Annotated in this window: 16 protein-coding genes and 1 tRNA gene; 13 read left to right on the top strand and 4 right to left on the bottom strand. The window is 67.4% G+C overall.

The annotated features are described in order from the left end of the window. Positions 1-46 precede the first annotated feature (46 nt). Complete coding sequence (locus HUG10_RS17380; protein ID WP_179170766.1) at positions 47-403, top strand: DUF7344 domain-containing protein; 357 nt, start codon at positions 47-49, stop codon at positions 401-403. Positions 404-643: 240 nt separating this feature from the next. On the opposite strand, the gene HUG10_RS17375 is transcribed toward HUG10_RS17380, so the two are convergent. Beyond that, positions 644-716 (bottom strand) — tRNA-Asp (locus tag HUG10_RS17375). A 261-nt stretch (positions 717-977) separates the two neighbouring features. Between HUG10_RS17375 and HUG10_RS17370 the strand changes: the two genes are divergently transcribed. From HUG10_RS17370 to HUG10_RS17335, 8 genes are all read left to right on the top strand, one after another. Beyond that, positions 978-1,208, top strand: coding sequence for a DNA-directed RNA polymerase subunit H (locus HUG10_RS17370; protein ID WP_179170765.1), 231 nt, complete (start codon positions 978-980; stop codon positions 1,206-1,208). After that, positions 1,205-2,770: a DNA-directed RNA polymerase subunit B'' gene (locus HUG10_RS17365; protein ID WP_179170764.1), complete on the top strand. Its 1,566-nt coding sequence runs from the start codon at positions 1,205-1,207 to the stop codon at positions 2,768-2,770. The genes HUG10_RS17370 and HUG10_RS17365 overlap by 4 nt, the downstream gene beginning before the upstream one ends. Before the next feature lie 4 nt (positions 2,771-2,774). Further along, complete coding sequence (gene rpoB / locus HUG10_RS17360) at positions 2,775-4,601, top strand: DNA-directed RNA polymerase subunit B (protein ID WP_179170763.1); 1,827 nt, start codon at positions 2,775-2,777, stop codon at positions 4,599-4,601. Positions 4,602-4,603: 2 nt separating this feature from the next. Further along, entirely contained in the window at positions 4,604-7,540 is a 2,937-nt protein-coding gene (locus HUG10_RS17355) for a DNA-directed RNA polymerase subunit A' (RefSeq protein WP_179170762.1), read from the top strand. Continuing rightward, positions 7,533-8,771: a DNA-directed RNA polymerase subunit A'' gene (gene rpoA2, locus HUG10_RS17350; RefSeq protein ID WP_179170761.1), complete on the top strand. Its 1,239-nt coding sequence runs from the start codon at positions 7,533-7,535 to the stop codon at positions 8,769-8,771. Before HUG10_RS17355 ends, rpoA2 begins: the two co-directional genes overlap by 8 nt. Beyond that, positions 8,772-9,197: a NusA-like transcription termination signal-binding factor gene (locus HUG10_RS17345; RefSeq protein WP_179170760.1), complete on the top strand. Its 426-nt coding sequence runs from the start codon at positions 8,772-8,774 to the stop codon at positions 9,195-9,197. Positions 9,198-9,299: 102 nt separating this feature from the next. Continuing rightward, positions 9,300-10,178: a mechanosensitive ion channel family protein gene (locus HUG10_RS17340; protein WP_179170759.1), complete on the top strand. Its 879-nt coding sequence runs from the start codon at positions 9,300-9,302 to the stop codon at positions 10,176-10,178. Positions 10,179-10,301: 123 nt separating this feature from the next. Continuing rightward, complete coding sequence (locus HUG10_RS17335; RefSeq protein ID WP_179170758.1) at positions 10,302-10,565, top strand: hypothetical protein; 264 nt, start codon at positions 10,302-10,304, stop codon at positions 10,563-10,565. Between the two features lie 9 nt (positions 10,566-10,574). Here HUG10_RS17335 and HUG10_RS17330 read toward each other — a convergent pair whose 3' ends face one another. Then, positions 10,575-10,718 carry a hypothetical protein gene (locus HUG10_RS17330; RefSeq protein ID WP_179170757.1) on the bottom strand — a complete coding sequence of 48 codons (144 nt, stop codon included), beginning with the start codon at positions 10,716-10,718 and terminating at the stop codon, positions 10,575-10,577. A 251-nt stretch (positions 10,719-10,969) separates the two neighbouring features. On the opposite strand from HUG10_RS17330, the gene HUG10_RS17325 reads away from it, so the two are divergent. The 4 genes from HUG10_RS17325 (at position 10,970) to HUG10_RS21865 (ending at position 13,507) form a co-directional block, all read left to right on the top strand. Further along, positions 10,970-11,107: a hypothetical protein gene (locus tag HUG10_RS17325; protein ID WP_179170756.1), complete on the top strand. Its 138-nt coding sequence runs from the start codon at positions 10,970-10,972 to the stop codon at positions 11,105-11,107. A gap of 267 nt (positions 11,108-11,374) precedes the next feature. Beyond that, positions 11,375-11,803 carry a 30S ribosomal protein S12 gene (locus tag HUG10_RS17320; protein ID WP_179170755.1) on the top strand — a complete coding sequence of 143 codons (429 nt, stop codon included), beginning with the start codon at positions 11,375-11,377 and terminating at the stop codon, positions 11,801-11,803. A gap of 2 nt (positions 11,804-11,805) precedes the next feature. Continuing rightward, a complete protein-coding gene (locus HUG10_RS17315) occupies positions 11,806-12,417 on the top strand; it encodes a 30S ribosomal protein S7 (RefSeq protein WP_179170754.1) in 612 nt (203 codons plus the stop codon). A 190-nt stretch (positions 12,418-12,607) separates the two neighbouring features. Then, the gene (locus tag HUG10_RS21865; protein WP_179170753.1) at positions 12,608-13,507 is read left to right on the top strand and encodes a hypothetical protein; all 900 of its coding nucleotides are present in this window, start codon (positions 12,608-12,610) and stop codon (positions 13,505-13,507) included. A gap of 19 nt (positions 13,508-13,526) precedes the next feature. On the opposite strand, the gene HUG10_RS17305 is transcribed toward HUG10_RS21865, so the two are convergent. Both HUG10_RS17305 and HUG10_RS17300 read right to left on the bottom strand, forming a co-directional pair. Further along, complete coding sequence (locus tag HUG10_RS17305) at positions 13,527-14,162, bottom strand: class II aldolase/adducin family protein (protein WP_179170752.1); 636 nt, start codon at positions 14,160-14,162, stop codon at positions 13,527-13,529. Then, the gene (locus HUG10_RS17300) at positions 14,159-14,863 is read right to left on the bottom strand and encodes an HAD family hydrolase (protein ID WP_179170751.1); all 705 of its coding nucleotides are present in this window, start codon (positions 14,861-14,863) and stop codon (positions 14,159-14,161) included. The genes HUG10_RS17305 and HUG10_RS17300 overlap by 4 nt, the downstream gene beginning before the upstream one ends. Between the last annotated feature and the right edge of the window lie 3 nt (positions 14,864-14,866).

The following is a 14,866-nucleotide window of genomic DNA, read 5'->3' as shown; positions in this document are numbered from 1 at the left end:
CAGGGGAAGGGGTGGTTGCGGGTGGAAGTAGAGTGCGGGGAAGTCCATGAAAACGAAGCCTGACGACTCATCGAGCGGGACCAGTACTGGAGACCTCAACCCGACTACGATTTTCGACCTTCTTGCGCATGACCATCGTCGGTATACGCTCCACTATCTCTCACAGAAGGTTGGTGCCGTCTCGCTTGGCGACCTCGCTGAGCAGATCGCGATCTGGGAAGCAGATCCGACGTACGACTACTATGAACGGGTTCTGACTGGCCTTCACCACACTCACTTGCCGAAGCTGGCTGGCGCAGGTGTGGTGTGCTACGACGTAGAGCGGGAAACGGTCGAAGCGCTGGACGCCGTAGACTGTCTCACCCCGCACCTCACCCTCACAGCGGCTGCCGATCTTCAGTGAGCGAATCCGGCGTTTGATGGTGCCACAGTTTTGCTGTCCATTCTACCCGGTTTGCTGCTTGTAGATGCCGTTGACGCGAAAGCTGTAACAGGTGTAATCCGCGGACTGTTGTCCGGTGGGTATGTTCATTGGACATCACCCGAATGGTCGCTGTACGTTTCGTCACACGACCGAATGCGTAGGTGATCTCTGACCCGTAGTCAATCGTAAAGTACCGTTAGAAGGCGCGAATCGTCGGGACGCCCGGAGCGGGATTTGAACCCGCGTCACGACCGTGACAGGGTCGTATGATGGGCCACTACACCATCCGGGCTTCCTGCAATGCTGAGTATCGGAGGTACGTAATTAAGGCTTGTTATCCTTCGCCGCCGTGTCCCCCGATACCGTGCGTCGCAAGCTTGAAGGCGTCGCTCGTCGTTGTCGATGTTGTATTCATCTGCGGGTCGACTAGCGTCGCGTCCCGAGCGTACTTGGCAAGCCTTAAACCCCGTCGTCGTATAGAGCGCCGTAGTATCCTCGTGACAACTTCTCCCCAGCGGCACAGGCCGACGCCGAACGCGAACACCACCGAGACATGGTAAACGTAAGTGAACACGAACTGGTTCCGGACCACACAGTCCTCGACGACCCCGAGCGCGTCGAGGAGGTCCTCGAGGAGTACAACGTGAAGAAGACCGATCTGCCGAAGATCACGCGGACGGACCCCGCGCTCCCCGACGAGGCCGAGGTCGGGGACGTCATCCGCATCGAGCGTGACTCGCGCACCACCGACCAGGCTGTCGTCTATCGGCTGGTGGTAGAATGAATCGGGAGTCTCGACGCGAGGTCTCCCGGGAGTACTTCTCCCAGGAGCGACTGGCGGCCCACCACTTCCGGTCGTTCAACAACTTCCTCGCACGAGGCATGCAGCGCGTCGTCGACGAGAAGGAGACCATCGACACCGACATCGGCGACAAGGAGGGCCAGGAGCCCGTGTACGTCGAACTCGGCGACGTTCGGATCACGACGCCCCGCGTCCGCGAGGCCGACGGCTCCGAGGAACTGCTCTACCCGCAGGAGGCGCGCCTCCGAAACATCACCTACGCCGCCCCGGTGTTCATGGAGATGAAGGTCATCCGCGGCGGCGAGGAGGAGCCGGAGACGGTCGTCGACCAGACCGAGACGAAGGTCGGTCGGATGCCCATCATGGTCGGCTCCGAGAAGTGCAACATCGCCGGCTTCTCCGACGACGACCTCGTCGAGATCGGCGAGGACCCCGTCGACCCCGGCGGCTACTTCATCGTCAACGGCTCCGAGCGCGTGCTGATGACCTCGGAGGACCTGGCGCCCAACAAGATCCTCGCCGAGCACGACACGAAGTACGGCGACGACATCCAGGTCGCCAAGACGTTCTCCCAGCGCCGCGGCTACCGCGCGCTCGTGCTCTGCGAGCGCAACCGCGAGGGGCTGCTCGAGGTGTCCTTCCCCTCCGTGTCGGGCTCGGTGAACTTCGTCACCCTCGTCCGGGCGCTCGGGCTCGAATCTGACGAGGAGATCGTCCACCGCGTCTCCGACGACCCGGAGATCGTGAAGTACATGCTGGAGAACCTGGAGGAGGCCGAGGTCCAGACGACCGAGGAGGCCATCGAGACCCTCGGCGAGCGCGTCGCCTCCGGCCAGGGGAAGAACTACCAGCTGAAGCGGGCCAACTACGTCATCGACCGCTACCTCCTCCCCCACCTCCACGAGGAGGGCGTCGAGGACGAGGAGACCCGCTCGAACAAGGCGTTCTACCTCTGCCGGATGGCGGAAGCGTGCTTCGAACTCGCGCTCGATCGCCGCGAGGCCGACGACAAGGACCACTACGCCAACAAGCGCCTCAAGGTGTCCGGCGACCTGATGAAGGACCTCTTCCGGACGGCGCTGAACAAGCTCGCGCGCGACGTGAAGTACCAGCTCGAGCGGGCGAACATGCGGAACCGCCAGCTCACCGTCAACACGGTGGTCCGCTCCGACGTGCTCACCGAGCGGCTCGAACACCCCATCGCCACCGGTAACTGGGTCGGCGGTCGCTCGGGCGTCTCGCAGCTGGTCGACCGGACGGACTACATGGGCGTCCTGTCGCACCTGCGCCGCCTGCGCTCGCCGCTGTCGCGCTCGCAGCCGCACTTCGAGGCGCGCGACCTGCACGCGACCCAGTGGGGTCGGATCGGTCCGTCGGAGACCCCCGAGGGCCCGAACTGCGGGCTCGTGAAGAACTTCGCGCAGGCGATGGAACTCTCACAGGACATCGAGGACGAACAGGGACTGAAACGGGAACTCGCGTCCATGGGTGTCGAGGGCATGCCCGGCATCGAGGGCGTGGATCGAGCGTCCGCGGACGACTGATATCATGGCTCAGGCACGAGAAGCGAAAGTATACGTCAACGGAAGCCTGGTCGGGACCCACCCGGACCCGAACCAGCTAGCAGCACAGATCCGCGAGGCCCGCCGGCGCGGCGACGTCTCCGACATGGTGAACGTCTCGGTTCGGGACCGCACCGGCGAGGTCATCGTGAACGCCGACGCCGGGCGCGCTCGGCGACCGCTCATCGTCGTGGAGAACGGCGAGCCGATGCTCGACGACGAGCACATCGAGGCGATGCAGGACGGGGAGATCGAGTTCGAGGACCTCGTCGAGCACGGGCTCGTCGAGTTCATCGACGCCGAGGAGGAGGAGAACATCCTCGTCGCCGTCGACGAGGAGGACATCACCGAGAACACCACCCACCTCGAGATCGACCCGCAGCTCATCTTCGGCATCGGCGCGGGGATGATCCCCTACCCCGAACACAACGCCAGCCCGCGCATCACGATGGGCGCGGGGATGATGAAGCAGTCGCTCGGGCTGCCGTCGGCCAACTACCGCATCCGCCCCGACACGCGACAGCACCTGCTGCACTACCCGCAGCTGTCGATGGTGAAGACCCAGACGACCGAGCAGATCGGCTTCGACGAGCGCCCCGCGGCGCAGAACTTCGTCGTCGCCGTCATGTCCTACGAGGGGTTCAACATCGAGGACGCGCTCGTCATGAACAAGGGGTCCGTCGACCGCGCGCTGTCCCGATCGCACTTCTTCCGGACCTACGAGGGCGAGGAGCGCCGCTACCCCGGCGGCCAGGAGGACCGCTTCGAGATCCCCTCCCAGGACGTTCGGGGCGCCCGCGGCGAGGACGCCTACACCCACCTCGACGAGGACGGCCTCGTCAACCCCGAGACGACGGTCGACGAGAACTCGGTCCTGCTCGGGAAGACGAGCCCCCCGCGGTTCCTCGAGGAGCCGGACGACATGGGCGGGCTCTCCCCGCAGAAGCGCCGCGAGACGTCCGTCACGATGCGCTCTGGCGAGGACGGCGTCGTCGACACGGTGACGCTGATGGAGGGCGAGGACGGCTCGAAGCTCTCGAAGGTGTCCGTCCGCGACGAGCGCATCCCCGAACTCGGGGACAAGTTCGCGTCGCGACACGGCCAGAAGGGCGTCGTCGGCCACCTCGCGCCCCAGGAGGACATGCCGTTCACCGAGGACGGCGTCGTGCCCGACCTGGTGCTCAACCCGCACGCGCTGCCGTCGCGCATGACGGTCGGCCACGTGCTGGAGATGCTCGGCGGCAAGGTCGGCTCGCTCGAGGGACGGCGGGTCGACGGCACCGCCTTCCAGGGCGAGAACGAGGAGAAACTCCGTAGCTCCCTCGAGGAGCACGGCTACAAGTCGTCCGGGAAGGAGGTCATGTACTCGGGCGTCACCGGCGAGAAGATCGAGGCGGAGATCTTCGTCGGCACCATCCTCTACCACAAGCTGTACCACATGGTGTCGAACAAGCTGCACGCCCGCTCGCGCGGTCCCGTGCAGGTGCTCACCCGCCAGCCGACCGAGGGGCGCGCCCGCGAGGGCGGCCTCCGCGTCGGCGAGATGGAGCGCGAGGTGCTCATCGGTCACGGCGCCGCGATGGCGCTGAAGGAGCGCCTCCTCGACGCCTCCGACCGCGAGGAGGTGTACATCTCCGAGGAGACGGGGATGGTCGCCGTCGAAGACCGCGAGCAGCGCCGCATCTACGACCCGGTCACGGGTGACGAGGACAACATCCACAAGATCGAGGTCAGCTACGCCTTCAAACTCCTGCTCGACGAGATGAAGGCGCTCGGCATTCGACCGACGCTGGAACTGGAGGACGCAGTATAACAATGGCTGGTCAGACACCCAAGGAGATCGGGGCCATCAAGTTCGGCCTGATGGACCCGGAGACGTACCGCGACATGTCCGCCACGAAGGTAATCACGGCGGACACGTACGACGACGACGGCTACCCCATCGACATGGGGCTGATGGACCCGCGGCTCGGCGTCATCGACCCCGGGCTCGAGTGCCGCACCTGCGGCCAGCACTCCGGGTCGTGTAACGGCCACTTCGGCCACATCGAACTCGCCGCACCGGTCATCCACGTCGGCTTCACGAAGCTCATCCGCAGGCTGCTCCGGTCGACGTGCCGCGATTGTGGTCGCCTCGCGCTCACCGAGGACGAGAAGGAGGAGTTCAAGGCGAACCTCCAGCGGACGAAGGACCTCGGCGGCGACCCGACCGACGTGCTGAAGGCGGCCGTCCGGCAGGCCCGCAAGGCGTCCACGTGTCCGTACTGCAGCGCCCCGCAGGCCGACATCAAGCACGAGAAGCCGACCACCTACTACGAGGTGCAGGACGTGCTCTCGGGCGACTACTCCGAGCTCATCGCCCAGGCGATGCAGCCCGACGAGGACGACGAGGACGACGAGGGGATGGCGCCGCCGGAGCTCGCAGAGGAGACGGGCATCGACCTCTCGCGGGTGAACGACATCCTCTCGGGCGAGTTCCGCCCGCGCCAGGAGGACCGCAAGGCGCTGGAGAAGGCGCTCGACATCGACCTCACGGTCGAGGACATGAACAAGCTGATGCCCTCGGACATCCGCGACTGGTTCGAGGACATCCCGGACGAGGACCTCGAGGCGCTCGGAATCGACCCCGTCGGGTCGCGGCCGGAGTGGATGATCATGACCGTCCTCCCGGTCCCGCCGGTGACGGCGCGTCCCTCCATCACGCTGGACAACGGCCAGCGCTCGGAGGACGACCTCACGCACAAGCTGGTCGACATCATCCGCATCAACCAGCGGTTCATGGAGAACCGCGAGGCCGGCGCCCCGCAGCTCATCATCGAGGACCTGTGGGAGCTGCTCCAGTACCACGTCACGACGTTCGTGGACAACGAGATCTCGGGCACGCCGCCCGCGCGCCACCGCTCGGGCCGCCCGCTGAAGACGCTCTCCCAGCGCCTGAAGGGCAAGGAGGGTCGCTTCCGCGGCTCGCTGTCCGGGAAGCGCGTCAACTTCTCCGCCCGGACCGTCATTAGCCCGGACCCGACGCTGAGCCTCAACGAGGTCGGCGTCCCCGAGCGCGTCGCCAGCGAGATGACGCAGGTGATGAACGTCTCCGAGCGGAACCTCGACCGGGCGCGACGCTACGTCGCCAACGGACCCGAGGGCCACCCCGGAGCCAACTACGTGAAGCGGCCCGACGGCCGCCGGCTGAAGGTGACCGAGAAGAACTGCGAGGAGCTCGCCGAGAAGGTCGAGGCCGGCTGGGAGGTCAACCGCCACCTCGTCGACGGCGACATCGTGATCTTCAACCGGCAGCCGTCGCTCCACCGGATGTCCATCATGGCCCACGAGGTGGTCGTGATGCCGTACAAGACGTTCCGGCTCAACACCGTCGTCTGCCCGCCGTACAACGCGGACTTCGACGGGGACGAGATGAACATGCACGCGCTGCAGAACGAGGAGGCCCGCGCGGAGGCGCGCGTCCTCATGCGCGTGCAGGAACAGATCCTCAGCCCGCGCTTCGGCGAGAACATCATCGGGGCCATCCAGGACCACATCTCCGGGACGTACCTGCTCACCCACGAGAACCCCGAGTTCACGGAGACGCAGGCGCTCGACCTGCTACGCGCGACGTCGGTCGACGAGCTGCCAGAGGCCGACGGGGAGAACGAGGCGGGCGAACCCGTCTGGACCGGCCAGACAGTGTTCTCGGAGCTGCTGCCCGACGACCTGAACCTCGAGTTCACGTCCTCGGCGGGCGATACGGTGCTCATCGAGAACGGCCAGCTCGTCGAAGGGACCATCGACGAGGACGCCGTCGGCGCGTTCGGCGGCGAGGTCGTCGACACGCTCACGAAGATGTACTCCGAGACCCGCGCCCGCGTGTTCATCAACGAGGTCGCGTCGCTCGCGATGCGCGCCATCATGCACTTCGGCTTCTCGCTCGGCATCGACGACGAGTCCATCCCGCCGCAGGCGAACGAGCAGGTGGACGAGGCCATCGAGAACGCCTACGAGCGCGTCCAGGAGCTCATCGAGACGTACGAGGCCGGCGACCTCGAGTCGCTGCCGGGCCGGACGGTCGACGAGACCCTGGAGATGAAGATCATGCAGACGCTCGGGAAGGCCCGCGACTCGGCCGGCGAGATCGCGGAGGACCACTTCGCGGACGACAACCCGGCGGTCATCATGGCCCGCTCGGGCGCCCGCGGCTCGATGCTGAACCTCACCCAGATGGCCGGCTGTGTCGGCCAGCAGGCGGTTCGCGGCGAGCGAATCAACCGCGGTTACGAGGATCGCACGCTCGCCCACTACGAGCCGAACGACCTCTCGTCGGACGCTCACGGCTTCGTGGAGAACTCCTACCGCGGAGGGCTGACCCCGCGGGAGTTCTTCTTCCACGCGATGGGCGGCCGCGAGGGCCTGGTCGACACGGCGGTCCGGACGTCGAAGTCCGGGTACCTCCAGCGCCGCCTCATCAACGCGCTCTCCGAACTGGAGGCGCAGTACGACGGGACGGTCCGGGACACCTCGGACAACATCGTCCAGTTCGAGTACGGCGAGGACGGCACCTCGCCGGTGAAGGTGTCCTCGACCCAGGAGAACGCGATCGACGTCGAACAGATCACGGACCGCGTCGTCGACGCCGAGTTCGCCTCCGACGACGAGAAGGCACGGTTCCTCGGCCGCGAGGAGCCGCCGACGAACCTCTCGGAGTACGCCGGGCCGGGTCTCGACAAGGCCGGCGGCGTGGGGGTGGAATCCGATGACTGAGAGCGTCGACGCGCACGTGGACGCCCACGAGCACGTCACGGAGGACATCGCGCTCGTCGTCGAGGACACGGAGCTCCCGCGACGCCTGAAGGACCGGGTGTACGAGACGATCAACGCCCGCGACGGCGTGACGACCGAACAGGCGAACGAGATCGCCCAGGCGGTCGAGTCGCGCTACATCGACACCCGCGTCGACCCGCTGGAGCCGGTCGGGACCGTCTCGGCCCAGTCCATCGGGGAGCCGGGCACGCAGATGACGATGAACACGTTCCACTACGCGGGCGTCGCGGAGATGGACGTGACCCAGGGGCTCCCGCGCCTCATCGAACTGGTGGACGCGCGGAAGACGCCGGACACGCCGATCATGATCGTCCGGCTGGACGAGGAGCACGGGAACGACCGCGAGAGGGCCCACGAGGTCGTCTGGCAGATCGAGTCGACGAAGATCCTCGCGCTCGGGGACGTCTCCACGAACGTCGCGGACATGCTGGTGTCCGTCGACCTCAACGAGGAGACGCTGCTCGAGCGGTGGCCCACCTACGACGACGCGACGGAGGTCGCCGGCGAGGTCGCCGACACCATCGAGGACGCGCTCGGCGTGGAGACGCGCCACGCCGGCACCGACATCGAGTTCGGGCCGGACGAGCCGAGCTACCGCCGGCTGCTCCAGCTCGTCGAGGAGCTGCGCGACATCGTGTTCAAGGGCATCGAGGAGGTCACCCGCGTCGTCATCCGCAAGGAGGAGACCGACGACGGCGACGAGGAGTTCGTCCTCTACACCGAGGGGTCGGCGTTCGCGGACGCCCTCGAGATCGAGGGGGTCGACGCCTCCCGGACGACCTGTAACAACATCCACGAGATCTACCGGACGCTCGGCGTCGAGGCCGCCCGCGAGTCCATCATCAACGAGACGATGGAGACGCTCGAGGAGCAGGGGCTCGACGACGTGAACGTCCGGCACCTGATGCTCGTCTCGGACATCATGACCAACCGCGGCACCGTCGAGTCGATCGGTCGGCACGGCATCTCCGGCTCGAAGGAGTCGGTGCTCGCCCGCGCGGCGTTCGAGGTGACGGTGAACCACCTCCTCGACGCGGCCATCATGGGCGAGGAGGACGACCTCAACGGCGTCATCGAGAACGTCATCGTGGGCAAGCCGGTGTCCATCGGCACCGGCGACGTCGACCTGCGGATGGGCTCGAAGCCGAGTCCGTCATCCGCCGACGACTGAATGCGCGTCGAACTCTCCGACGAGGCCCGACAGTACATCGGGACCTTCGACGAACTGACCGACGTCGGCCCGCTCGACTGCCTCCTCGAGGACGACGGCGACCGGGTCGTCTTCCTCCTCCCCGCGGGGGAGATGGGCGACGCCATCGGCCCGGACGGACGGGTCGTCCGTCGGGTCGAGGACCGGCTCGGCGCCGACGTCGTCCTCGTCGAGAACGCGGACACGCCCGAGGCGTTCGTCGCGAACGCGCTCGCGCCCGCGGCCGTCCGCGGCGTCACGGTCTCCGAGCAGAACGACACGGTCGCCTACGTCGAGGTTCCAGAGCGCGACCGCGGCGTCGCCATCGGGGCCGACGGGCGAACCATCGAGACCGCGCGACGGCTGGCGAGCCGGCACTTCGACATCGACGACGTGCAACTCGCCTGAGCCGCGACGGCGGCCCGCCCCGACTCCGACGACCGTCTGTTCGATGACACCGACGAGGGAGGTTACGGCCGTTTTTCACGCTGGCCCACCATTTCGTAGCCGATGGCACCCCTTCAGGTCGACCCGACCGATCCGGTTCCCCCGCCCATCGACGCCACCGGCGACGCGCTCGTCGGGGCGCTCACGTCGGCCGGCTGGTTCCTCCTCGCCGCCGGGGTCGTCTACGTCGTCGGCCAGGTGCTCGTCGTCCCGGTGGCCGTCCGAGCGGTCCGCTCGCGGAACCGGAACAACCCGACAGTCGTCGACGCGACGGGAACGTACCTCCGCATCCTGCTGCTCGTCGTCGCCGCCCTGGTGGGCGTCGTTGCAGCGGGCTACGGCGGCATCCTCTCCAACTCGGCCGTGGTCGTCGCCGCGGCGACGCTCGTGCTCGGTATCGCCGGACAGGAGCTCATCGGCTCGCTCGTCAGCGGCCTGTTCCTCGTCACGGACCCGGAGTTCAACGTCGGCGACTGGGTCTCCTGGCCCGACGGCGAGGGACGGATCGAGCGCGTCGGGTTCCGCGTGACCCGCGTCCGAACGGCCGCCAACGAGATCATCACGGTGCCGAACACCGCGCTGACCACCGACTCCATCGTGCGACCGTACGGCCACGGACGGGTCCGCGCCAGCGAGGAGGTGTTTGTCGCGTACGACGACGACATCGCCGCGGCGCGCCGGACGCTCGCCGACGTCGCGGCGAGCGTCGACGGCGTGCTCTCGTCGCCGGCGCCGGAGACGCGCGTCGCCGAACTCGGGGACGACGCGGTGACGGTCGCGGTCGACTACTGGATCGAGGATCCCACCGCCAAGGGAGTCGTTACCGCCCGGTCGGCGGTTCGCGCCCGGGCGGTCAGCCGGCTCGAGGCCGAGGGTGTGACACTCGCGCCGCCGGCCGGCCGGGAACTGGACGGGCGACTCACCGTCGACCGCGAGGAGTGAGCCGACGCCCGGACGAGGTTCCAGTACGCCCCCCGAGCGGGGTCGGGAGATCTCCCGTATCAATCTTCTCGCCGTCCACTTATTCGTCCTCGACCGCACGTACCGCACGGAGGACGACAGTTCATGACCGATACCCTCACCGAGTACGGAGTCGAGGCGGACGAGCGCGACGCGCTGCTGACCGAACTGCGCGATTCCCACGGCGAGGTCGTCGGGGAGACCGACAAGTCGCTCGTGCTGGCACTCGAGGACGGCCACAAGCTCGACGAGTGGGCGGAGAAGCTGAACGTCGACCGCGACGAACTGGCCGCCCGGATGCGCGAACTCGCCGACGAGAAGGCCGACTACAACTGGGGCACGTACGAGCCGTTCGTCGTCAGGAAGTGAGGCGGACGGCTACCGGCGGACCACGAAGACCACGATTCCGAGCACCAGGAGCCCGATTCCCCACATCCACGACTCGCCCGGGAGGTACGCGAGGAGGAGCGTGACGAGACCCGAGGTGATGAGCGACCAGCCGACCGTGGTTCGATACGTCATACGAGCACGTCGCCCCCGAGTCGAATAGGCCCCTTGCTGGCATTTGCGTCAGTCCATCCGCCCCACTCCGCCTCCCGTAACGACTCGAGTGGTCGAGACGGCAACGAGCGGCCCGCAATGGGCGAACCCTCGCGTGGTTCCACGGGCGCTGGACGCGAACGGGCCCCGGTTCGCGTCGCCGGGACGAGTCGGCGCCCGGGCAGCGACCGATTGGAGAAACATGAACACTGAGGGATACGAACCATCGGTACATGGGAGAGACGGAGTACGCGACGCACTGCCCGCTCTGTGGGGAGGAGCTGGACGACGCGGCGGAGCCGTACCGGACGAGAGCCACCTGCTCCGAGCACGGCAGGATCCAGGTGGACGTGTACCGCATAGAGGAGTGACCGGACGAGGACTGAACCCGTCGTCCGCCGACTCGTTGTCGGGCGGGGAATCGTCGACGGGCGTGCTGGCGACCGTGCTCGCATTTCCGTCGACCGGAACGACGACCTCTCAGCGCCGCATTCGGACGGAAATCGGCTCTCGCGGCGTGAGGTCGGTCGAGTTACGCCCTCAGATCCGTCGAGAGGTACCGCTAACCCGCTCTCGCGGCGTCTCGTCGCTCGCGAAAGGGAACCCTTACGTATCTCGGCTAAGTACGTCGGTGTACTATGGCGAACGGCAAATACGCCGCGCGGATGCTCAAGAAGGACCGCCAGAAGCGACGGTGGTCCGACTCGGAGTACGCGCGCCGCGAGCGCGGTCTCGGCGAGAAGTCCGACCCCCTCGAGGGTGCCCCGCAGGGTCGGGGCATCGTCCTCGAGAAGGTGGGGATCGAAGCGAAGCAGCCCAACTCGGCCATCCGGAAGTGCGTCCGAGTGCAGCTCATCAAGAACGGGAAGCAGGTCACGGCGTTCTGCCCCGGCGACGGCGCCATCTCGTTCATCGACGAGCACGACGAGGTCACCATCGCCGGCATCGGCGGCGCGAAGGGTCGCGCCATGGGCGACCTCTCGGGCGTGAACTACAAGGTTGAGAAGGTGAACGGCGTCGCGATGCTCGAACTCGTGCGCGGTAACGCGGAGAAACCGGTCCGATAACGATGTCCGAGGAAGAAGCCCCCGAGCCCGAGGCACCCGCCGACTCGGACGACGCGACCGACAACGCGCTCCTGTTCGGCGTCTGGGACGTCTCCGAGATCGAGTACGGCGACCCCTCGACGCGGACGTACCTCAACGTCACCCCCATCGCGCACACGATGGGCCGACACGCGTCCAAGCAGTTCAACAAGTCCGAGATCTCCGTCGTCGAGCGGCTCATCAACCGCCTGATGCAGAGCGAGAACACGGGCAAGAAGCAGCAAGCGACCCGCATCGTCCGGGACGCCCTCGACATCGTCCACGAGCGCACCGAGGAGAACCCGGTGCAGGTGCTCGTCGAGGCCGTCGAGAACGCCGCCCCGCGGGAGGAGACGGTCCGCCTGAAGTACGGCGGTATCTCCGTCCCGAAGGCCGTCGACGTCGCGCCCCAGCGTCGCGTCGACCAGGCCCTGAAGTTCATCGGCGACGGCGTCGAGTCGGCCACGTACAAGTCGAAGACGACCGCCGCGGAGGCGCTCGCGGATCTCCTCGTCGGCGCGGCCCGCTACGACGTGCAGGCGTACCCCATCTCCCAGAAGGAGGAGAAGGAGCGCGTCGCGGCCGCGGCTCGCTGAACTCTGCGACTCTTCTCTTTCGGTCGTACTGCAGTCGCGAGCAGCGGGTTCGTGCGTGCGCTGAAATCGTCGGTGGTGGTGGAAGCTGTCGAGCCCGCCACGTAAGCGTCCGGAACCCCCACCGTCACGAACCGACCGGAAACGCCAACGAACCCACAAGACACTTCCCGGCCTCCGGCGACAACCCCCCATGCACCCCCGCGTCCCCCTCCTCCTGCTCGCGCTCGCCCTCCTCGTCCCGCTGGCCGGCTGTTCGGCCGCCGGGTCGCTCGACATGACCGCCGTGAACGATGTCGAACTCGCCGAGCACGCGAGCAGGTCGCTCCCCACCACGGAGGACCCCGAGGTCGCCGAGCGTCGCGCGCTCGTCCTTGGCGCCACCCGGAACGGCTCGGCGACGGGGAACGGCACGTCGCCGCCGGTCGACCCGGACGGGCTCCCGTTCGCAGTCGGCGGCGCGTACTACGACCTCTCGGCCGAGGCGGTCGGGAACCACACCGAGACCCGTGTGAACATCGAGGTCGACTACAACGGCACCGTCGAGGGCGATGCCGTCGCATACGAGGACCTCCCCCCGGCGGACCGCGAACTCGTCGACGCCGTCCTCCCTCCCCGGTACGACGGGCGAACCGAGGGGTACGATATGGGCGCCAGCGCGCGCTACACCGACGACGAGATCGCAGCGTCGGTGCTCCTCGAGGGCGACTACGACGCGATCATGTTCGATGGCGAGCGGTATCCCGTCAGCGTCCGAGACGACGGGCAAGTGACCGTCACCGAGTACCGGTACACTGCGACAGAGGTGGCCTCGAGCGCGAGCGCCTACGCGGCCGACCTCCGGGAGTCGAAGCTGTTCACCCTCTCCGGGCTCTCCGACGCCGAACGGGAGGTCGTCACCGGGGCGGTCGAGGAGACGTACTACGCCGAGTCGACCGACGACGAGGCGTTCCGGTCGGTCCTGGGCCGATTCTGGAGCCAGGAGGCGGTCCGGTCCGACGAGTACTCGGGTTCGTGGGTCGTGCGCTACGAGGGCACCGTCTACTGGGCGGACGTGCACTACGACGGCTTCGACCGGGAGGGGAACGCGTAGCGGCCGTGCGAGCGAGCGACTACTGCCCGTAGCCCTCGAACTGCTCGATGGCCGTGTCCAGTTCGGCCTCCAGGAGCTCAACTGGCTCGCCGATCGACCGGGCGCGGAGGTACAGCTCCGCCAGGCTCTCGACGTGGTGGGTGTTCTCGAGCGCGGTCTCGATGTCGTCCGCGACGACCACCAGTCCGTGGTTCTCGATGAAGCAGGCCGTCGATTCGGCGCCCTCCAGCGCGGCGACGACGTTCGCCGCGAGCTCCTCGGTGCCGTAGGGCGCGTACTCGGCGACGGGAACGCGCTTGCCGACCGCGACGATCATGTAGTGGATCGGGGGGAGCGGCTCCCGGAGGACGGCCATGGCCGTCGACATCGGCGAGTGAGTGTGGACGATTGCGCCCGGCTCGTCGGCGTGGCCCCGGTAGATGTGCCGGTGCATCGGCACCTCGCTGGAGGGCTTCATCGCGCCGGCGACCCGTTCGCCGTCGAGGTCCACGACCGGAACGTCATCGCAGTCGAATGCGTCGTAGGCGACGCCCGTCGGCGTGACGGCGAACCGGTCGCCGCGCCGGACGCTGAGGTTCCCGGTCCGGCCCGGCGTGAGGCGGGCGAGTTCGGGCGCGTGCTCCACCACGGCGTTCCGCTCTGCCTCGAGTGTCACAGTACCACCTCGGTCAGGTCGGTGAAATCGGTGATGGTGTGATCCGGTCGACACCGCTCCGGCAGGTCCGCGACGTCGTCGGGTCCGTTGAACGCGGCCGTCCCCAGCCCGACCGCGTTGGCACCTTCGAGGTCCGCCTCGACGTCGTCGCCGACCATCAGCACCTCCCCGGGCCGGCGGTCGAGCCGTGCCAGCGGGAGCGTGAACATCACCGACGACGGCTTCTCGCGCCCGGTCTCCTCGGAGGTGAGGAGCAGGTCGACGTGTCGGTCGAGGTCGAGGCGGTGGAGCTTCTTCAGCTGGATGCGGGTCGTGAGGTTCGTCACGACGGCCACGTCCACCCCCGCGTCCTGGAGCGTCGCCAGCGTCTCGGCGACGCCGTCGAAGAGCGTCATCTCGTCGACGTAGGCGTCCCAGTACGCCTCCCCGAGCCGCAGCGCGTGTTCGGACCGATGCGTGCCCGCGTGCAGGTCGATGGCCCGCTTGAAGTAGAGGAAGCGCTCGTGGGCCGACGCCGTCCCGGAGAGTTCGCGCTTCACGGCTCGTCGTCCCTCCTGGTAGAGCGCCTCGAACCCCTCGCGGTCGAGATCGTAGCCGAGTTCCAGGAACGTCTCGAACGCGGCCCGCTTTCCCGCCTCGTTGCACGGCGGGTACGGGTACAGGGTGTCGTCGAGGTCGAGGAACACCGCCTCGTAGGTCATACC

Source organism: Halorarum halophilum, from assembly GCF_013401515.1.
Classification (GTDB): Archaea; Halobacteriota; Halobacteria; order Halobacteriales; family Haloferacaceae; genus Halorarum; species Halorarum halophilum.
The sequence above is the reverse complement of the archived record's forward strand: the minus strand, read 5'-3'. Positions and strand labels throughout refer to the sequence as shown.